General features: G+C 59.7%; 21 protein-coding genes. 1 reads left to right on the top strand and 20 read right to left on the bottom strand.

Annotated features, from left to right (window positions below; all coding sequences use genetic code 11):
* Nucleotides 1-8: 8 nt before the first annotated feature.
* On the top strand, nucleotides 9-1,553 hold the full coding sequence (lysS, locus tag AC0969_RS10050) for a lysine--tRNA ligase (protein WP_479624008.1): 1,545 nt from the start codon (nucleotides 9-11) through the stop codon (nucleotides 1,551-1,553).
* Nucleotides 1,554-1,622: 69 nt separating this feature from the next.
* Here the strand turns inward: lysS and nagZ are convergent, their stop codons facing one another.
* The 20 genes from nagZ to plsX all read right to left on the bottom strand — a co-directional run bounded on the left by nagZ (nucleotide 1,623) and on the right by plsX (nucleotide 20,064).
* Entirely contained in the window at nucleotides 1,623-2,681 is a 1,059-nt protein-coding gene (gene nagZ / locus AC0969_RS10055; protein ID WP_479624009.1) for a beta-N-acetylhexosaminidase, read from the bottom strand.
* Between the two features lie 76 nt (nucleotides 2,682-2,757).
* Nucleotides 2,758-3,159, bottom strand: a complete 402-nt coding sequence (gene acpS, locus AC0969_RS10060; protein ID WP_479624010.1) for a holo-ACP synthase — start codon at nucleotides 3,157-3,159, stop codon at nucleotides 2,758-2,760.
* 1 nt (nucleotide 3,160) lies between these two features.
* A complete protein-coding gene (locus AC0969_RS10065) occupies nucleotides 3,161-3,928 on the bottom strand; it encodes a pyridoxine 5'-phosphate synthase (RefSeq protein ID WP_479624011.1) in 768 nt (255 codons plus the stop codon).
* Complete coding sequence (recO, locus tag AC0969_RS10070; RefSeq protein ID WP_479624012.1) at nucleotides 3,925-4,674, bottom strand: DNA repair protein RecO; 750 nt, start codon at nucleotides 4,672-4,674, stop codon at nucleotides 3,925-3,927. Before recO ends, AC0969_RS10065 begins: the two co-directional genes overlap by 4 nt.
* 51 nt (nucleotides 4,675-4,725) lie before the next feature.
* Nucleotides 4,726-5,673: a GTPase Era gene (gene era, locus AC0969_RS10075; RefSeq protein WP_479624132.1), complete on the bottom strand. Its 948-nt coding sequence runs from the start codon at nucleotides 5,671-5,673 to the stop codon at nucleotides 4,726-4,728.
* Between the two features lie 68 nt (nucleotides 5,674-5,741).
* A complete protein-coding gene (gene rnc / locus AC0969_RS10080; RefSeq protein ID WP_479624013.1) occupies nucleotides 5,742-6,443 on the bottom strand; it encodes a ribonuclease III in 702 nt (233 codons plus the stop codon).
* Nucleotide 6,444: 1 nt separating this feature from the next.
* Nucleotides 6,445-6,798, bottom strand: a complete 354-nt coding sequence (locus AC0969_RS10085) for a DUF4845 domain-containing protein (RefSeq protein WP_479624014.1) — start codon at nucleotides 6,796-6,798, stop codon at nucleotides 6,445-6,447.
* Nucleotides 6,799-6,814: 16 nt separating this feature from the next.
* Entirely contained in the window at nucleotides 6,815-7,780 is a 966-nt protein-coding gene (gene lepB, locus AC0969_RS10090) for a signal peptidase I (protein ID WP_479624015.1), read from the bottom strand.
* The gene (gene lepA, locus AC0969_RS10095; protein ID WP_479624016.1) at nucleotides 7,780-9,588 is read right to left on the bottom strand and encodes a translation elongation factor 4; all 1,809 of its coding nucleotides are present in this window, start codon (nucleotides 9,586-9,588) and stop codon (nucleotides 7,780-7,782) included. Before lepA ends, lepB begins: the two co-directional genes overlap by 1 nt.
* A 437-nt stretch (nucleotides 9,589-10,025) precedes the next feature.
* Nucleotides 10,026-11,441: a DegQ family serine endoprotease gene (locus AC0969_RS10100; RefSeq protein ID WP_479624017.1), complete on the bottom strand. Its 1,416-nt coding sequence runs from the start codon at nucleotides 11,439-11,441 to the stop codon at nucleotides 10,026-10,028.
* Between the two features lie 152 nt (nucleotides 11,442-11,593).
* Nucleotides 11,594-12,604, bottom strand: coding sequence for a MucB/RseB C-terminal domain-containing protein (locus tag AC0969_RS10105; RefSeq protein WP_479624018.1), 1,011 nt, complete (start codon nucleotides 12,602-12,604; stop codon nucleotides 11,594-11,596).
* 16 nt (nucleotides 12,605-12,620) lie between these two features.
* A complete protein-coding gene (locus AC0969_RS10110; RefSeq protein WP_479624019.1) occupies nucleotides 12,621-13,271 on the bottom strand; it encodes a sigma-E factor negative regulatory protein in 651 nt (216 codons plus the stop codon).
* A 39-nt stretch (nucleotides 13,272-13,310) separates the two neighbouring features.
* Nucleotides 13,311-13,955, bottom strand: a complete 645-nt coding sequence (gene rpoE, locus AC0969_RS10115) for an RNA polymerase sigma factor RpoE (RefSeq protein ID WP_479624020.1) — start codon at nucleotides 13,953-13,955, stop codon at nucleotides 13,311-13,313.
* A complete protein-coding gene (locus AC0969_RS10120; protein ID WP_479624021.1) occupies nucleotides 13,952-14,410 on the bottom strand; it encodes a hypothetical protein in 459 nt (152 codons plus the stop codon). The genes rpoE and AC0969_RS10120 overlap by 4 nt, the downstream gene beginning before the upstream one ends.
* An 18-nt stretch (nucleotides 14,411-14,428) precedes the next feature.
* Nucleotides 14,429-15,673: a beta-ketoacyl-ACP synthase II gene (fabF, locus tag AC0969_RS10125; protein ID WP_479624022.1), complete on the bottom strand. Its 1,245-nt coding sequence runs from the start codon at nucleotides 15,671-15,673 to the stop codon at nucleotides 14,429-14,431.
* A gap of 115 nt (nucleotides 15,674-15,788) precedes the next feature.
* Nucleotides 15,789-16,028 carry an acyl carrier protein gene (gene acpP / locus AC0969_RS10130; RefSeq protein ID WP_295955453.1) on the bottom strand — a complete coding sequence of 80 codons (240 nt, stop codon included), beginning with the start codon at nucleotides 16,026-16,028 and terminating at the stop codon, nucleotides 15,789-15,791.
* A 236-nt stretch (nucleotides 16,029-16,264) separates the two neighbouring features.
* Complete coding sequence (fabG, locus tag AC0969_RS10135) at nucleotides 16,265-17,011, bottom strand: 3-oxoacyl-ACP reductase FabG (RefSeq protein ID WP_479624023.1); 747 nt, start codon at nucleotides 17,009-17,011, stop codon at nucleotides 16,265-16,267.
* Nucleotides 17,008-17,982 carry an ACP S-malonyltransferase gene (gene fabD / locus AC0969_RS10140; protein ID WP_479624024.1) on the bottom strand — a complete coding sequence of 325 codons (975 nt, stop codon included), beginning with the start codon at nucleotides 17,980-17,982 and terminating at the stop codon, nucleotides 17,008-17,010. The genes fabG and fabD overlap by 4 nt, the downstream gene beginning before the upstream one ends.
* 52 nt (nucleotides 17,983-18,034) lie before the next feature.
* Nucleotides 18,035-19,015, bottom strand: a complete 981-nt coding sequence (locus AC0969_RS10145) for a beta-ketoacyl-ACP synthase III (protein ID WP_479624025.1) — start codon at nucleotides 19,013-19,015, stop codon at nucleotides 18,035-18,037.
* A complete protein-coding gene (gene plsX / locus AC0969_RS10150) occupies nucleotides 19,012-20,064 on the bottom strand; it encodes a phosphate acyltransferase PlsX (protein ID WP_479624026.1) in 1,053 nt (350 codons plus the stop codon). The genes AC0969_RS10145 and plsX overlap by 4 nt, the downstream gene beginning before the upstream one ends.
* Nucleotides 20,065-20,096: the final 32 nt, after the last annotated feature.

A 20,096-nucleotide genomic window follows, 5' to 3' on the forward strand; every position in this document is an offset into this window, starting at 1 on the left:
ATTGCCCCATGTCTGAAAACACCCTCCCCGCCGTTCCAGCCCAAGACGAAAACCAACTGATTCTGGAGCGCCGCGAAAAGCTCAAAGCTATCCGCCAGCAGCAAGCCGAGGGCAAGGGTGTTGCGTTCCCCAACGATTTCAAGCCCACAGACCACGCCGCCAGCCTGTTTGAGCGCTTCAACGGCCAGTCCACCGAAGAGCTGGCCGCCCTGGGCGCAACCGCCAAGGTGGCAGGCCGCATGATGCTCAAGCGCGTCATGGGCAAGGCCAGCTTTTGCACCCTGCAAGACGCGTCGTTTGGTGACACGGGTGGCCGTATCCAGATCTACATCAAGGGCGAAGACGTTGGCGCGGAGCTGTACGCCAGCTTCAAGCACTGGGACCTGGGTGACATCGTGGCGGCAGAGGGCACGGTGTTCAAGACCAAGACCGGCGAGTTGTCGATCCACGCCACCCGCGTGCGCCTGCTGACCAAAAGCCTGCGCCCCATGCCCGACAAGTTCCACGGCATGGCCGACCAGGAAACCAAGTACCGCCAGCGCTATGTCGATCTGATGACCGATGTGGAGGCCCGCAAACGCTTCCTGGCGCGCAGCAAGGCCGTCAGCGCCCTGCGTGAATTCATGGTCGGCCACGACTTCCTGGAAGTCGAAACGCCGATGCTGCACCCCATCCCCGGCGGTGCCAACGCCAAGCCGTTCAAGACGCACCACAACGCGCTGGACCAGGAAATGTTTCTGCGCATCGCGCCCGAGCTGTACCTGAAGCGCCTGATCGTCGGCGGCTTCGAGCGCGTGTTTGAGATCAACCGCAGCTACCGCAACGAAGGCATCTCGGTGCGCCACAACCCCGAGTTCACCATGATGGAGTTCTACGCGGCCTACTGGAACTACCAGGACCTGATGGACTACACCGAACGCCTGATCCGCGATGCCGCCCAGCGCGCCACCGGGTCGCTGCAACTCACCTACACGGGCAAGCCGGTCGATCTGAGCCAGCCGTTCGAGCGCCTGACGATTGTGGAAGCCATCCAGAAGTACACCGAGGCGGGCGACGACGTCCACAGCGCCGAATGGCTGACCAACGCGGTGAAAAAACTGGGCCTGACGGAAGCCAAAAATAAACTGGCGGGCCGCACCCTGGCCAGCTTGCAGGTGCTGTACTTTGAGGAAACCGTGGAGAGCCAGCTCTGGCAACCCACCTTCATCATGGAACACCCCACCGAAATATCGCCCCTGGCCCGCGCCAACGACGACCGCCCCGAGGTGACCGAGCGCTTCGAGCTCTACATCACGGGCCGCGAATTCGGCAACGGCTTCAGCGAATTGAACGATGCCGAAGACCAGGCCGCCCGTTTCAACGCCCAGGCGTCTGCCAAAGACAGCGGCGACGACGAAGCCATGTACTACGACGCTGATTTCGTGCGCGCTCTGGAATACGGCATGCCCCCCACCGGCGGCTGCGGCATCGGCATCGACCGCTTGATGATGCTGCTGACCGACAGTGCCAGCATCCGCGATGTGATTCTGTTCCCGGCACTCCGAAAAGAGTAACTCATATGCTTTTTAGGCTTCCAGCGCTTATTCAATAAGCGTGAGCAGCTATAAAAAACGCAGCACCTGCTAAGGCACCAGCCACAGTGCCTGCATGTAGGCGGGCTGGGTCATCAGGGTGTCCCAATCCAACGCCGGGGTCGCTGGCAGCAGGGCCTGGCGGCGGGCTTCGCTGGCTTCATCGGGCTGCCATTGGCCCTTGAGCTGGGCCTCCGTCAAGCCGTTCAACAGGGCATCCACTTCCTGGCCATCGCCCACGCTTTGGTTGCACAGCAATGCCAAGTCACACCCGGCTTGCAGCGCGGTAATGGCCGCTTGGGTGTAGCTCAGTTCCTGGCCGTCAATCTGGCGGGCTCCGGCCATGCTCAGGTCGTCGCTGAAGATGGCGCCCTGAAAGTCCAGCTTGCCACGCAAAATCTCTTGCAGCCACTTGGCGGAAAAGCCCGCCGGGCGCTTGTCCACCTTGGGGTAGACCACGTGGGCGGGCATCACGCTGCTCAGGCTGGTGTTCAGCCAGCCATAGGGCGCGGCGTCATCGGCAAGAATGGCTTTCAGGCCGCGCTTGTCTACCGGAATCGCGGTGTGCGAGTCGGCGGTGACGAAGCCGTGACCTGGGAAGTGCTTGCCGCAATTGCCCATGCCCGCCCGCAGCAGGCCGTGCATGAGGCTCTTGGCCAGCATGCTGACCACGCGCGGGTCGCGGTGGAAGGCGCGGTTGCCGATCACGCTGCTGTCGCCATAGTCCAAGTCCAGCACCGGGGTGAAGCTGAAATCTACACCGCAGGCGCGCAGCTCGGCGGCCAGCACGTAGCCGCAGGCGGTGGCGATGTTGGTGGCCTGCAAGGCATCCGCCATCCACAGCTCGCCCAGCACATGCATGGGCGGCAGGTGGGTAAAGCCGTCGGTCTTGAAGCGCTGCACCCTGCCGCCCTCGTGGTCCACGCAAATCAGTACGTCCGGGCGAACCTTCTTGATGGCGCGGCACAGGGCGGTAAGTTGCGCCCGGTCTTGCCAATTGCGGGCAAACAGAATCAGGCCACCGACCAGCGGGTGTTTCAGGCGCTGGCGGTCTACTTTGGTCAGGCTGGTACCGGCAATGTCAATGATCAAAGGTGCGTGTTGGGACATGGCAATACTTTATAAAAAATAAGGCTCTAGCGCATATATAACCTGCGCTAGTAGCTATTAATACTATAGCAATTCGTTATGCGAGTGGCGACTGCTCCACCACCACAAAACTGGCGGCGTAGTCGGTCTCATCGGTCACGGTGACATGGGCGGTCAGCTTACGTTCTTCAAACCAGGCTTGAAGCACACCGTGCAGCACCAGCACCGGCTGGCCGCTGGGCAGGTTGCCAATTTCGCACAGCCGCCAGGTCATGGGCATGCGCATCCCCATGCCGATGGCCTTGCTGAAGGCTTCTTTGGCGCTGAAGCGGGTGGCCAGAAACCGCAGACCGCGCTCGGGGTTGCGTTCGCTGCGTTGGCGCCAGACCACCAGTTCGGCATCGCTGAGCACCTTTTCGGCAAACCGGTCGCCATGCCGCCCCAGGCTGGCGCGGATGCGGCGCACATCGCAGATGTCGGTGCCAATGCCGTAGATCACCCTAAACCTCCGGGCGGAAGGCTGCGTCAATACAGCGCAGGTAGTCTTGCACCGTGGCGGCGTAGCCCAGCTCCAGCGCGTCGGCCACCAGCGCGTGGCCGATCGACACTTCCTGCACCATCGGGCAGCCGCGCAGAAAGGTGGTGAGGTTGTCGCGGTTCAGGTCGTGGCCGGCATTCACTCCTAAATGAATAGCTGCTGCCGAACGTCCTGTCTGCACGAACTGCTCAAAAACCTCTTGAAAATTAGGCTGCCCAAAGGCGCTGGCAAAGGTTTCGGTGTACAGCTCGACGCGGTCCGCCCCGACCACTTTGGCCAGCGCCATAGAGGCGGGCACCGGGTCCATGAACAGGCTGACGCGCACGCCCAGGCTTTGGGCCTCTGCGATCAGGGGGCGCAGGCGTTCGCCGTCTTGCGCCAGGTTCCAGCCGTGGTCGCTGGTGAACTGGTCTTCGCCGTCGGGCACAAAGGTGCACTGCTGGGGGCGGCACTGGCGCACGAAGTCCATCAGGTTCTGGAACGGGTTGCCTTCGATATTGAACTCACGGCCCGGCCATTTTTTAAGCAGTGTGGACAGTTCGGTCACGTCTTCCGGACGGATATGCCGTGCGTCGGGCCGGGGGTGCACAGTGATGCCCTGCGCCCCCGCCTCCAGGCACAGCGTGGCCGCGCGGGCGACGCTGGGGATGCCCAGGTGCCGGGTGTTGCGCACCAGGGCGACCTTGTTGACATTGACGGAAAGCGCGGTGCGCGCGGGGGAATGTGTCATAAGGCTTGGAGGTCCATCATCAATTGCCGCGTATGCAGCGTTGCCATGCCGCAATGGTAGTGCAGCACCGCCCGCAGTTGGGGTTTCAGGCCGTTCAGCACCTCGGCGCAGGCACGCAAGGTGGCGGTAAACGGTGCGCCGGCTTGCAGCGATTGCTGGAGCGATAGCCACTGCGCGCCGCTGAGGCTGGCGCGGTCGTCCGTCTGGCTTTGGCGCAAGCCGCCTTCGGCCACCAAGCTGTAGCGGCCTGTGGGGTGCAGCGGCTCCAGTGTCATGGTTTGCGCGTCTAGCGACGGCAGCAGTCCGATTTCGCGCAGCAGCAGCAGCTCAAACGCCCGCAGCGCGGGTTGCAGCGCCTCGCCATGCTCGGAAGCCAGTACCTGCACCGCGACAGCATAGGCATCGAACAGCACGGCGTGCGGGTCGTCGCGGGCCAGCAGGCGCATCAGCAATTCGTTGAGGTAGTAGCCCGACAACAGCGCGTCGCCGGTCGGCATAACATGTCCGCCTACCCATTCGGCGGCCTTCAGGGTACGGATCTCGGCATCGCCGCCAAACGACAGCCGCAGGGGCTGCAAGGGCAGCAGGATGGGGCGGAAGTTGGAGGTCGGCTTCTTCACCCCCTTCGCCACAATCGCCATGCGGCCGTGGTGGCGGGTGAACACCTCCAGGATCAGGCTGGATTCGCTCCAGTCATAACGGTGGAGCACATAAGCGGGTTCATCCAGGGTGCGTTTGGTGGCCATAGTAGACAGAATGCACGCCTAGGCCTATCGGCAGCCTGGGGGTGTGCTTACTCAGTCGCCGTAGCCGAAGGAACGGACACGGGCCTCGTCATCGGCCCAGCCGGAGCGGACTTTGACCCAGACTTCAATAAACACCTTGGCATCCATCAGCTTTTCGAGTTCGACACGGGTTTCCATGCCGATGCGCTTGATGCGCTCGCCCTTGTCGCCGATAACCATAGCTTTGTGGCCATCGCGCTCGACCACGATGGTGGCGGCGATTTTCAGCAGCCGCTTCTGGCCTTTGCGGGCGGGCGGCTCTTCTTCGAACTTGTCGATGATGACGGTCGAGGTGTAGGGCAGCTCGTCGCCGGTCAGGCGAAACAGCTTTTCGCGCACAGTCTCTGCCGCCTGGAACTTCTCGCTGCGGTCGGTAAGTTCGTCTTCGGCGTACCACCAGCCCTGCTCGGGCAGGTACTTGGCGCAGATGGCGAACAGACGCTCGACATCCTTGGCGTTCTTGGCCGACATGGGCACAAATTCGGCAAAGGCGTGGCGCTCTTGCATGGTTTGCAGCCAGGGGGCGATTTCGGCCCGGCGGTGTATGTTGTCCAGCTTGTTGGCGATCAGCAGCACGGGAATGTCTTGCTTCAGCAGCGACAGCACCTTGGCATCGGCCAGGGTGAAGCTACCGGCTTCGACCACAAACAAGATCAGGTCCACATCGCCCACCGCGCCCAGCACGGTTTTATTCAGCGAACGGTTCAGCGCGTTGTTGTGGTGGGTTTGGAAACCGGGGGTATCGACGAACACAAACTGGGTGTTCTCGCGGGTGCGGATGCCGGTAATCCGGTGGCGCGTGGTCTGTGCCTTGCGCGAGGTGATGCTGATTTTTTGGCCCACCACGGCATTGAGCAGGGTGGACTTGCCGACGTTGGGCTTACCGACGATGGCCACCAGGCCGCAGCGCTGGCCGGTGGTGTCGCCGCCGGGCGCTATTTTTTTCAGCCCGGCCAGCATGCCTTCCAGCGAGGACAGTGCATCTTCAGGAACGTCAGTGGATTCAGGAATAGGATTTTGGGTTGCGGTCATTTTGGAGCTTTCACGGTGACGGCTTTAGATTGAAGTTTGACCAGCATGGCCGCCGCCGCCGCCTGTTCACCAGCGCGGCGCGAGCCGCCAATGCCGCGCTCGGCAAGGCCAAGCTCAACAATTTCACATTCCACATCGAAGGTTTGCCGGTGGGCAGCCCCCAAGGTGCTGACCACGCGGTAAGCGGGTACTTTCATTTTGCGACCCTGCAACCACTCTTGCAACTCGGTCTTCGGGTCTTTGCCGATGGCCTGCATCTGGGGGTTGATTTCCACCTCTTTGAACAAGCGGTGGACCAAGGCTTCGGCCGCAACGTACCCGGCATCCAGGTAGACGGCACCAATCACGGCTTCCAGGGCATCGGCCAGGATCGAAGGGCGATTCTGGCCGCCGGAGCGGGCTTCACCCTCCCCCAGGCGCAGCACACTCGGCAAATCCAGCACCACAGCCAGCTGGTGCAAGGTGTCTTGCTTAACCATATTGGCACGGACGCGGGACAGATCGCCCTCGGGCAAGTCTTTGAGCCGGGTGTAGAGCAAGCCCGCCACCGACAAATTCAAAACCGAATCCCCCAAGAATTCGAGCCGCTCGTTGTGGTCGGCTGAGAAGCTGCGGTGGGTGGTGGCACGCACCAGCAATTTTCCATCGGAAAAAACATGTTGCAGTCTCTGCTGCAACGCTAAAAGGCCATCGTTCACGCTATTTGCTGGTCCCGGTGTATTTGATGAGTAAATAGGCCGGGCCTACCAATTCAAGTTCTTTGTTATAGGCCACGCGGACCACGACCTTGTCACCGTTTTTGGTGACTTCCAAATCCTTGCCGGATACGGACGAGATGTCATCCACGGCGGCGGCCTTGTCAAAGATCATGCGCACTTCGGGCACGGTATTGCCAGACTTGGATTTTTCGAGGGCTTTCAAAATGGCCTGGTGCTCAATCACCGTCGGCACCAGCTTGGCACCCACGACAAACACCGAGAAGATCACGACACCATAAAAGATGACCCCCATAAAAGACAGGCCACGCTGCTTGGATTTCAATGCACGTTTCATACGGGTTCTTTCAAAACTAGTGGAACGCGCCAATGCGCTTGATGTTGCCGAAATTCATCCACACAAAGAAGGCCTTGCCCACGATGTTTTTGTCAGGCACAAAGCCCCAGTAGCGCGAATCCAACGAGTTGTCACGGTTGTCGCCCATCATGAAGTACTGGCCTTCAGGGACTTTACAGACCACGCCTTCGACGCTGTACTGGCAGTTTTGCCGAAACCCAAAGTCCTCGGCACCTTGCACAAATGCCGGGCGATTTTCATCGTTCAGCAAACGGTGCGGCTGGTCACCCAGTTTTTCCTCAAACTGCTTGAAGTAGCGCATCTGGTCTTCGTCGAAAAAATCCGACACGGCCTTGGTATCAATCTCTTTACCGTTGATGGTCAAACGCTTGTTGATGTAGGCCACTTCGTCACCCGGCACACCCACCACCCGCTTGATGTAGTCCAGGCTGGGCTTGGGCGGGTAGCGGAACACCATCACATCCCCACGCTGGGGTGGTGTGCCATCGGTGAGCTTGGTATTGAGCACCGGCAAACGTACGCCATAGTGGAATTTATTCACCAGAATCAGATCGCCCACCAACAGCGTGGGAATCATCGAGCCCGACGGAATTTTGAACGGCTCAAACAAAAAAGAGCGCAACAAAAAAACCGCCAAAATCACCGGGAACAAACCCGCTGTCCAGTCCAGCCACCACGGCTGTTGCAGCAACAGCGCCTTGGTGTCGGGTGACTCGGTATCGACTTGGGTGATCCCCATTTTGTTGAGTTCCGCCAGCCGCTGCGCCTTGGATTGCGCCAGTGCCACCACCGCCCGCTGGCGTTGGGGTAAAAAGTAAAACCGCTCGGCCAACCAGTACACACCGGTGACAGATGTGGCCAAAAACAGCAGCAGGGCAAAGTTGCCCTCCAGCATGCCCATGTACCAAGACCCACCGTAGGCGACAAAGGCCGCCAGAATCATCGCCGTCAGAACTTGCATTAATCTTCCACCTGCAGAATTGCCAAAAAAGCCTCTTGCGGCACTTCTACCGAGCCGATTTGCTTCATGCGTTTTTTACCTTGTTTTTGCTTGTCAAGCAGCTTGCGCTTGCGTGAAATGTCGCCGCCATAGCACTTGGCAATCACGTTTTTACGCAGCGCTTTAATTGTCTCACGGGCAATAATGCCGGAGCCAATGGCCGCCTGGATGGCCACGTCGAACTGCTGGCGCGAAATAATCTCGCGCATCTTGGCAACCACGGCCCGGCCCCGGTACTGCGACTGGCTGCGGTGCACGATGATCGACAGCGCATCGACCTTTTCGCTGTTCAGCAAAATATCCACCTTGACCACATCGGCCGCGCGGTATTCCTTGAACTCATAGTCCATCGAGGCATAGCCCCGGCTCACCGATTTGAGCTTGTCAAAGAAGTCCAGCACGATTTCGGCCAGCGGCATCTCGTAGGTCAGCACCACCTGGCGGCCCTTGTAGGCCATGTTCATCTGCACGCCGCGCTTCTGGTTGGCCAGCGTCATCACCACGCCCACGTACTCTTGCGGCATGTACAGATGCACGGTGACGATGGGTTCGCGGATTTCTTCCATCCGGCCAGAATCGGGCATTTTGGCGGGGTTTTCCACCATGGTGATGGTGCCGTCTGCGCGCGCCACCTGGTACACCACGCTGGGCGCGGTGGTGATCAGGTCCTGGTCAAACTCCCGCTCCAGGCGCTCTTGCACAATCTCCATGTGCAACAAGCCGAGGAAGCCGCAGCGGAAGCCAAAGCCCAGCGCCTGCGACACCTCGGGCTCGTAGTGCAGCGACGCATCGTTGAGCTTGAGCTTTTCCAATGCATCCCGCAGCGACTCGTATTCGCTGGCTTCGGTGGGATACAGCCCGGCAAACACCTGCGGTTGGATCTCTTTAAAGCCGGGTAAAGCCTGTTCTGCCGGACCTGCGTTGTTGGGCAGCTTTTTGTCCAGCGTGACGGTATCGCCCACCTTGGCAGCCTGCAATTCCTTGATGCCGGCGATGATGAAACCCACCTCGCCCGCTTCCAGCGACTGGCGCACTTCGGTGGCGGGTGTAAACACCCCTAGGTTGTCGGCGTTGTAGCAAGCGGCCGAAGCCATCATGCGGATGCGTTCACCCTTGGCCAGGCGGCCATCAACCACGCGCACCAGCATCACCACGCCCACATACGGGTCGAACCAACTGTCGATGATCATGGCCCGCAATGGGGCCGCCGGATCACCCTTGGGCGCGGGCACCTTGGCCACGATGGCTTCCAGAATTTCGTCAATGCCCACACCGGTTTTGGCCGAGCACGGAATCGCATCCGTGGCATCAATGCCGATCACGTCTTCAATTTCCAGCTTGGCGTTGTCCAAGTCGGCGTTGGGCAGATCGATCTTGTTCAGTACCGGCACCACCTCCACGCCCAGCTCCAGCGCGGTGTAGCAATTGGCCACGGTTTGCGCTTCTACGCCCTGGCTGGCATCCACAACCAGTAGCGCGCCTTCGCAGGCCGACAACGAACGGCTGACCTCGTAGGAAAAGTCCACGTGGCCGGGGGTGTCGATCAGGTTCAGGTTGTAGATCTGCCCATCCTTGGCTTTGTAATGCAGGGCGGCGGTTTGCGCCTTGATCGTGATGCCGCGCTCTTTTTCGATGTCCATCGAATCCAGCACCTGGGCTTCCATTTCGCGTTCGGCCAGACCGCCACAGCGTTGGATCAAGCGGTCTGCCAGCGTTGATTTACCGTGGTCGATGTGCGCGATGATGGAGAAATTTCTGATGTTTTTCATCAACGAAAAGCTTTATTTAAAGGAAAAAACGAAAAAAGGGCGCGTCGAAAACGAACGCGCCCTGAACCAACAATCTTTGGCAACTGCGATAGCTGGAGCTTCATTGTAGGCAAAAAGCCTGGCTTGCAAAGTCCGGACACCCAGGTGGGTCATGCGTTGCAGGGCCACAACAGGGGACTTATGCACAATATATTCACAGGCAGGTGGATAGGTTTCTGGACAAGGTGTGGGTGGTTTGTAGGCCAGCAGCGTGCCACGAAATGGCTTACCGCATCGTGGTTTTCCGCACTTTTGATATGTCCAAAACCTACCAAACGAGGCATTGATTCTATCCAAAATCATTGCTAGGCCATTTTTAAGTTAGCAGCTGCCAACTTCATTGGTCTCTCAAAATCCCGCAGCCTCCTCAAGATGGAGGGGCTGGCGGCCCTTCTTTTTTACTTCACAGGCCGGATCAAGGCATATTGCGCCCACTCGCCCCGGCGCAACAGCAGGTTGATCGGCTTGTTTTTGTCCATTTTGGCAACTGCGGCCTCGAATTCTTTGACGCTGCCCACCTCGGCATTGGCGATGGCCACGATCACGTCGCCAGGCTTGACCCCTGCGCGGGCGGCCGCCTCGGTGGCGCTATCGACCTTGACACCGCCTTTGAGTTTGAACTCTTTTTTCTGCGCATCGGACAGTTCGCTCACCACCAAGCCCAACTGCTGGCCCGCCGACGAGGCCTTGGGCTTGTCTTCTTTACCCGAAGCTTTTTTGACCGGTTTGTCGTCTTCGATCTCGGCGATGGACACCGTCAGTTCCTTGGTCACCCCCCGGCGGAACACCGTCAGGCTGCTCTTGGAGCCGGGCTTTGTGTTGCCCACCAGACGCGGCAGGTCCGAGGACTTGTCGATGGTCTTGCCTTCAAATTTGGTGATGATGTCACCGGCTTCCACACCCGCCTTTTCCGCTGGAGAGCCGGTTTCCACACCACGCACAAAGGCCCCTTGCGCCTTGGCCAGCCCCACCGCCTCCGCCACTTCTTTGGACACGGTTTCGATCTGCACGCCGATACGGCCCCGCGACACCCGGCCCGAGGCGCGCAACTGGTCGCTCACCCGGGAGGCTTCGTCGATCGGAATCGCAAACGAAATGCCCATGAAACCGCCCGAGCGCGAATAAATCTGGCTGTTGATACCCACCACCTCACCGCGCATATTGATCAGGGGGCCGCCAGAGTTACCGGGATTGATGGCCACGTCGGTCTGGATGAACGATAAATAATCACCCGTGTCGCGCTGCTTAGCGCTGACGATGCCGGCCGTAACCGTGTTCTCCAGACCAAAGGGTGAACCAATCGCCATCACCCATTCGCCCACCTTGAGGCGGCCCACATCACCCAGCTTGACGGCGGGCAGCCCGGTGGCCTCAATCTTGACCAGGGCGACATCGCTGCGCTTATCAAAACCGATGATCTTGGCCTTGAACTCGCGCTTATCGGTCAGGGTCACCATGACCTCATCCGCCCCTTCCACCACGTGGGCGTTGGTCATGATGAAGCCATCGGCGCTCAGGATAAAACCCGAGCCCACGCCGCGTGGCACTTCTTCTTCCTGCTGCTGGGGTTTTTGCTGGCGCGGAGTCTGGCGCGGCATATTGGGGATGGGCACACCGAAACGCTTGAAGAACTCTTGCATTTCTTCGTCCATGCCATTGCCCTGGGCCGCATGGGCCGAGGCTTTTTCCAGCGTGCGGATGTTGACCACCGACGGTCCTACCTGCTCCACCAGATCGGTGAAGTCCGGCAGCGTGCGGGATTGCGCCCAGACCGGCGCGCTTGGGACCAAGGTGGCCACAGACACCAAAGCCATGCTGCACAACAGCGCAGCCGAACGGAAATTTTTCAAACTGACTTGGAACATCGTCCACCCCTTCACAAAATATACAGAGGACTTCCGCCGCGCTCTCTCTGTGCCGCCCGCTGGGCGCACAAAGTGTCTTGCGCAAGTCCGGATACAAAACCCTACTTTGCCCGGGTCAAACCCTGGGCAAACGCCTTCAACGTGGGCTGTGGGACCTCGCCCACCGCCGTCAGCCACCATGCGCCCACGCGGCGGGTGAGGGACTGGGTTGCACCCACGGCCATCGCTCCCTCTTGGGCATGGCGCTGGGGCTCGTACGCTTCGGCAAACAACGAGACCGAAGCCAGACCGTCGGAGAAAACCCACTGCACCGTGCTGTCCGCAGAGCCGCCCACCGAGCGGCGCATGCAGCCCATAGGTTTGAAGCCGGGCACGCCATTTTTCAAGACCCAACCCTCCGACAAAGCCGTGGTTTTGACCATCGTCGCCGTTTCCACGCGGTAGCCAGCGGTGTTGGCCATCATTTGGCCTAATTTGTCCATCTTCACCGGCGCGTCCAGCTGCAACTCAGAAAACGCCGCTTGCTGCAGCACCTGTCCATCGGCATCCAGGGTTTGCAGTTTGACCACCAGGCCGGTCTTCTTCTCGCTCCAGATGCGGTAGCCGTAGCGCAAGCCATCTTTAGGCTTGAGCTGCACCACGTCGGCATCAAACCCCGCCACACGCTCGCTGCCGGCCTGCTTGGCCGCATAAAACGAGGAAATAGCAAAGTCACCCGCCTCCAGCAAATGGGGAAACAGGCCCAGGGATTCACGTTTCTCCGTTACCGCCACCTTGGCATCGGGCAAAAAGGTGATCACCTGGTCGTTATGGCGGAAGGTAGAGCGGGGTGCGCCGGTCAGCGACTCGACCCGCTCCATCTGCTGCGTGCCGTCGCAGACATGCCAGATGCGTGCACTGGCCATATTGCCCGCACCCGACGACACCACAAAAGTACCCACATAGGCGCGCTTGCGCGAGGCATCGTGCATGCGCATCAGCCATTCGCTGACGCTGCGCTCAGGCACGACCGCAGCGGTGGCGGCAGGGGGCTCTGCAGGCCCCGCCTGCGCCAGCGGCACCAGCGTGCATAGCGCGGCCAGCAGGAATCCGTGGCGGGTGGTCATTTGCATATCGCTTGCCATACCCTCAGCGGGCGGGGGTTTCGTAAGTGGCATTACTGATAAAGCCCGCAGGCATCTGCAAGGCCGAGGTGCCGCCAAATTGCTTGTGCGCCGCCATCAAAGCATCCAGCCGGGCATCGCGCAGCATGACTTGGGGGGCACCATCGGCGCTGGCCACGGTTTGCAGCACCGGGGCTAGCGGTGGTATTTGCGCCAACTGCGCGCCAGACACGCTACTGCCCAAGCCGCCCGCCACGTTCCAGCCCACCGCCACGACAGCCAGCAGCGAGGCCACGCCGGCCACCATCTTCCAGCGGAAGCTGGGCGCGTTGGCAGCGGCATCTACCGATTCATTTTCAGTGTCAAATATGGCCTTAGCGCTTGATTCATATGCGGCTATAGCTATTAAATTAGTAGTATTTACCGCAGACACCAAAACCGGCTCCAGCGCAAGACGGCTCTGAAAACGGGCCAGAAAACCCGTGTCGTCGGCACCCACAGCCAGCTCATTGGAACGCAGCACATCGCCCACCACGTGGTAGGCGTGCCAGGTGGCCTGGGCTTCGGGTTGCTGCGCCACGCGCTCAACCGCCCGCGCAAAAGCCTCACCGCGCAATTGCCCATCGGCCAATGCCGACAGGGCATCCTGGGGGTTATTTGCGTGTTCTGTAGCCATCATCAATACCTTGGTTTCTTGGTTCTTGCTTACCAACGCTTACCAGCGTTTGCCAGACTGGTTCTCCAGCAGGGGCTTCACCCGCGCTGAGATCGCCTCCCGGGCCCGAAAAATACGCGACCGCACCGTGCCAATCGGACACTGCATCATTTCGGCAATGTCCTCGTAGCTCATACCTTCGATCTCGCGCAGAGTCACTGCCTGGCGTAAATCTTCGGTCAGCGCCGCCATAGCTTCATTCACGGCGGTGGATATTTGCTTGGCCGCCAGCACCGAGTCCGGGGTGTCAGGACTGGTTGGTTCATTCTTTCGGTAGTAAGTTTCATCATCGTCATCAGAAGGTCGCAGAGCGGCTTCCGACACCGTGGGATCGCGCTTGAAATCCATCAAGGTCTTCTTCGCAGTGTTGATGGCGATGCGGTACAGCCAGGTGTAGAACTGCGCATCCCCCCGGAACTTGGGCAGGGCACGGTAGGCGCGGATGAAGGTTTCCTGGGCAATGTCCTCCACCAGGTCCACATCACGCACCATGCGGCCAATCAGCCGCTGGATGCGGCGCTGGTACTTCACCACCAGCAACCCATAGGCCCGCTGGTCGCCCGCTACGGTGCGCTCGACCAACATCAGGTCGCTATCGGTGGCCGTGGCCGGGGTCGTCAAAAGAGGGGGAGGTAGTGCAGTCATGGTTCAGATCCGAGCGCACTGGAGGAGGCTTCAAGCGGTCTGGCGGGCGAATATACCGCACGGCGCAGGCTGCGCCAGAGCACAGGCTGTCGGGCCCGCTCGGCCCAGCACCACCGTGCCTGCCCCAACTCGGGCCGCAGCCGTAGCAGCAGGTGCTGCTGCAAATCCAGATGGGCGCTCACAACCACCGGGCAGCTTGCACCAGCACAGGTCCAAAACCACTGCTGACCATCCCAGCGCAGGCTCGCCTCCGGCGTTTTCCACCAGCCATACATTGCCTGCACGCCAGCCACCAACACCGCAAGCACCGCCAGGCCTTGCCGCCAACCCCAAAAATCCACCTGCCCGCACCAAACCGCTACGGTGGCCGCACCCAGCAGCCACAGCGCACACTGCGCACCTGCCTGAAAACGCGAACGCCCCACCGGATAAGTCACCGGTGGGGCGTTGTGCATACGGGTTGAGAGGTCTGGTTAAACGCGCTTGAACACCAGAGTGCCGTTGGTGCCGCCAAAGCCAAAGTTGTTCTTCACCGCCACGTCGATCCGCATATCACGGGCCGTATTGGCGCAATAGTCCAGGTCGCACGCCGGGTCCTGGTTGAAGATGTTGATGGTGGGCGGGCTCTTTTGGTGGTGCAAGGCCAGCACCGTAAAGACGCTTTCAATCCCGCCCGCGCCGCCCAACAAGTGGCCGGTCATGGACTTGGTGGAGTTCACCACCAGTTTCTTGGCATGGTCACCAAATGCCCGTTTGATGGCATTGGTTTCATTGGCATCCCCCAGGGGTGTCGAGGTGCCGTGGGCATTGATGTAGTCCACTTGGTCCGCATTGATGCCGGCATTTTTTAATGCCATCTGCATCGAACGGCGTGGACCGTCTTCGTTCGGCGCGGTCATATGGTAGGCATCGCCCGTCAAACCAAAACCGACGACTTCTGCATAAATCTTGGCTCCGCGCGCTTTGGCATGCTCGTATTCTTCGAGTACCACGACACCAGAGCCTTCGCCCAGCACAAAGCCATCACGGTCTTTGTCCCAGGGACGCGAGGCGGTGCGGGGATCGTCGTTGCGGGTGCTCAGGGCACGGGCGGCCGCGAAGCCCCCCAAGCCCAGCGGCGAAATAGCCGCTTCTGCGCCGCCGGCAACCATCACATCGCAATCGCCATACTCAATCATCCGGGCCGACTGCCCGATCGCGTGCAAACCCGTGGTACAGGCGGTCACCACTGCGATATTGGGCCCTTGAAAGCCAAATTTGATCGACACATGGCCCGAAATCATATTAATGATGGAGGCCGGTATGAAGAAAGGTGAAATCCGCCGTGCGCCACGGTTGACGTACTCGGTATGTGTTTGCTCGATCATTGGCAGGCCACCGATGCCGGAGCCAATATTGCAGCCAATGCGCGTAGCCTCTTCTTCGCTGAGGGCATCCCCGGTACGCAACCCGGAATCCAGAACCGCCTCAATCGCGGCGGCCATTCCGAGATGGATGAAGCGGTCCATATGGCGCGCTTCTTTTTCAGGAATCAATGTTGTTATATCAAAACCCTTGACTTCACCAGCAAACTTGCAGGAGAAGGGGCTTGGATCAAATGACTTGATGTGGTCAATGCCCGACTGCCCGGCCAGCAAAGCCGACCATGTATCGGCCACGGTGTTACCTACGGGGCTGACGCAACCTAAACCTGTGACGACGACACGACGACGGGACATAAATATATGGGGTGTAGTGGGCAGCTATATGCTGCAAAAAAACGGCACCGAGTGCCGCTTGTTTTCTACTGGCTGTATCCACGCAGGTTGCACACAGCCAGTCGAAAGAGGCTCATTAGCCTTTGGGGTGGCTGGTAGCGTAGTCGATCGCGTTTTGCACGGTAGTGATCTTCTCGGCATCTTCGTCCGGGATCTCGATGCCAAACTCATCTTCCAGTGCCATCACCAGTTCCACAGTGTCCAGCGAGTCTGCGCCCAGATCGGCCACAAAAGACTTTTCGCTGGTGACTTGGGCTTCTTCCACACCCAGTTGTTCGGCAATGATTTTTTTAACGCGTGCTTCGATATCGCTCATAGTTCCCTCTGAGGGTTGTAAAAGAATCCGTGATTTTAGCCGGGCTGCAGAAGATCCCCTGCCCAGACTGCCGTACGGATAGAACGGCTGGATTTTGTGTGAACTAGTACCTTGACCTTATTGTCAAAATACTGATTCCATTTTCAAATCATTTGTGCAGTAAGCGCACCGACAAAGAGAGTGCTTTTGCACGGCTAGGAGGGGCAACGACCTGCACGGATGATTTAAAAATGGAATTACATGTACATGCCGCCGTTGACGTGCAACTCCTGGCCCGTTACGTAGCCTGCCTGGGACGATGCCAAATAAGCCACGGCATGCGCCACATCGGCGGGCAAGCCCAGATGGCCCAGTGGAATTTGCCCCAACAGGGCTTTTTGCTGCGCTTCGGGCAGGCTGGCAGTCATATCGGTGTGGATAAAGCCAGGAGCCACGCAGTTGACCGTGATGTTGCGCGAACCCAGTTCGCGCGCCAGAGCCCGCGTCATGCCCGCCACACCGGCTTTAGCGGCGGCGTAATTGGCCTGGCCCGGATTACCCGATGCCCCAACCACCGAAGTGATGCTGATGATGCGGCCATAGCGCTGTTTCATCATGGTGCGCATCACCGCACGGCTCATGCGAAACACCGCCTTCAGGTTGGTGTCCAGCACCGCATCCCAGTCATCGTCTTTCATGCGCATGGCCAGCGTATCGCGGGTGATGCCCGCATTATTCACCAACACCTGCAAGCCACCGAACTCTTTGGTGATGCTATCGACCACCGCTTCGGCCTCGGCCGCGTCATTGACATCCAGCTTCTTGCCACTGCAACCCGGAAAGGCCGCCAGCGCCTGGCCAATGGCAGCCGCGCCCGCATCGCTGGTGGCGGTGCCGATGACCCTCAAGCCGCGCTGCGCCAGCTCCAGCGCAATCGCCGCACCGATACCGCGCGAAGCGCCTGTGACCAAGGCCACCTGGCCTGTAAATTCAACGGCACTCATTCGGCGGCTCCTAATAGTTGGGACTGGACCACGGCCATGCTGGCGGGGTCAAACAAAGGCAGACCGATCATGCCCGCATCAATGCGCTTGACCATGCCGGCCAGCACCTTGCCGGGGCCGCACTCGACCAGCGTAGTCACGCCATGGGCCTTGATGGCGGCCACGCACTCCACCCACCGCACCGGGCCAAAAGCCTGGCGCACCAGGGCATCGCGGATGCGGTCGGCATCCGACTCCACCGCCACATCAATATTGTTGACAACTGGAATCTGCGGCGCGGCGAACACTGTTTGTGCCAGCTTCTCGCGCAACTGCATGGCTGCTGGCTGCATCAGACTGGAGTGGAACGGAGCCGACACCGGCAAAGGCAGGGCGCGCTTGGCACCGCTGGCTTTGAGAACTTCGCAGGCTTTTTCTACCGCAGCCTTGCTGCCCGCGATCACCGTTTGGCCTGGGTCGTTGAAGTTCACCGCCTCAACGACCTCCCCTGCAAATTCAGCACCCAAAGCACGCATAGCGCTTGTTACATCTGCACAACCAGCTATTACTTTGGTAGCATCCAAACCCAAAATCGCGGCCATAGCCCCGACCCCCACCGGTACGGCGTTCTGCATCGCCTGCGCCCGAAAGCGCACCAACGGCGCGGCCTGTGCCAGCGTCAATACGCCAGATGCCACCAGCGCAGAATATTCGCCCAGCGAATGGCCCGCCACCACGGCAGGTGCAGCACCAGTTTCAGCCATCCAGGCGCGGTAGGCGGCTACGGCGGCCACCAGCATCACCGGCTGGGTGTTGGTGGTAAGGGCCAACGCCTCCTTGGGACCGTCTTTGATCAGCAGGGCCACGTCTTCGCCCAAGGCATCGGAGGCCTCTTGCAGGGTTTGGCGCACCACAGGATGGTCGCCCCAGGCATCGAGCATGCCGACTGACTGGGAACCCTGGCCGGGAAAAATAAAAGCGAAATGGTTCATGGATTTTATGAGTCAAAAATGCCGGTAGCGCTTATTACGCCTGCGCAAAATGCTACAAATTTAGCAGCACTGCACCCCAGGTAAACCCGCCACCCACACCTTCAAGCATGAGGGTCTGGCCCGGCTTAACCTTTCCGCTGCGCACACCGAAGTCCAGCGCCAGAGGAATCGACGCGGCAGAAGTATTGCCGTGCTGGTCCACGGTCACGATGACCTTGTCCAGTGGCATCTTCAGCCGCTTGGCAGTGCTTTGCATTATGCGGATATTGGCCTGGTGCGGAATCAACCAATCGATGTCGTCATGGGTTTTGCCGGCCTTGGCCAAAGCGGCGCGTGCAGCCTCTTCCAATACGCCCACAGCCAACTTAAACACGGCTGGACCGTCCATCGTGAGCATGGCATTACCGACCACGGCACCACCAGACACCTGGCCGGGCACGCACAAGATGCCCACGTGTTTGCCATCTGCATGCAGGTCGCTGGCCAGAATACCGGGTGTATTCGAAGCCTCCAGCACCACGGCACCCGCACCGTCACCAAACAGCACGCAGGTGGTGCGGTCGGAGAAATCCAGAATCCGGGAGAAAACTTCAGCCCCGATCACCAGCGCCTTGCGGGCCGTGCCGGTGCGGATCATTGCGTCAGCCACCGTCAGGGCATACACAAAACCGCTGCACACGGCCTGCACGTCAAACGCCGGACAACCGTGGATACCCAGTTTGTTTTGCACGATGCAGGCGGCCGAGGGAAAGACCATGTCTGGCGTGGACGTGGCCACAATAATCAGGTCAATCTCTTGGGCCGGAACACCCGCCGCCTCTAGTGCATGCCGGGCGGCATGCACCGCCAAGTCACTGCAAGTGACATCGGCAGCGGCGAAGTGGCGGGCTCGGATGCCAGTACGCTCCACGATCCAGTCATCTGAAGTTTCGATACCTTTGGCGGCCAGCTCGGCTACCAGATCGGCATTGGTCAATCGACGGGGGGGGAGATAGCTACCGGTGCCGGTGATGCGGGAATAAGGACTCGTCATGCGCTCATGGTTGCGGTCGTGTCCGGCGCATGTGCCACAGATACCGTCAAAAGCGGCGCTGCGTGCGCAATGCGGGCCTGGACACGGTCCAGCAGGTTGTTTCGGGCTGCATCATACGCCCGGTGCAAGGCCTGCTCGAACGCAAATGCGTCCGCCGAACCGTGGCTTTTAAACACCAACCCGCGTAGACCCAACAAGGCCGCACCGTTGTAGCGCCGATGGTCCATACGTTTTTTAAGCGCAGATAACACCGGAGTAGCGAGCAATGCCGTAAATTTAGTGAAGATGTTGCGCGAGAACTCGGCACGCAAAAAATTGACAATCATGTTGGCCAGGCCTTCGCTGGTTTTCAGCGCCACGTTGCCCACAAAACCATCGCACACGATGATATCGGTCGTGCCCACAAAAATGTCGTTGCCTTCGACGTTGCCGTAGAAGTTCAAATCGCCCGCACGTGCAGCAGCCCGCAGCAATTCACCCGACCGCTTGATGGTTTCGTTGCCCTTGATGGCTTCTTCGCCAATATTGAGCAGGCCTACTGTGGGGTTCTCGTTATCGCTGAGCACCGACACCAGGGCCGAACCCATCACGGCAAACTGCAACAAATGCTCTGCCGTGCAATCCACATTGGCACCCAAATCCAGCACCGTGGTGGCGCCGCCTTTGGCATTGGGGATTTGCCCAGCAATCGCGGGGCGGTCGATACCGTCCAGTGTTTTGAGCACATAGCGGGCAATCGCCATCAAAGCCCCGGTATTACCCGCCGACACCGCCGCTTGGGCCATGCCCAGCTTGACCTGGCTGATCGCCACGCGCATAGAAGAATCTTTCTTCTTGCGCAGGGCAATTTCAATGGAGTCATCCATACCCACCACTTCGCTGGCCGCAACGATCTGGGCGCGCGGATGCACGAAGCCCGCCAGACTGGCAGGCAAACCCACCAGCAGCAGCGAAACATCAGGGGTATTGTCGAGAAAATGGCGACAGGCGGGCAGCGTAACGCTGGGGCCGTGGTCGCCACCCATGCAATCCACAGCAAGTGTGATCATGGTGTAGCAGCGCCGGTCGGCACACTAACTTT

Source organism: Rhodoferax sp. LB1P47, from assembly GCF_056521445.1.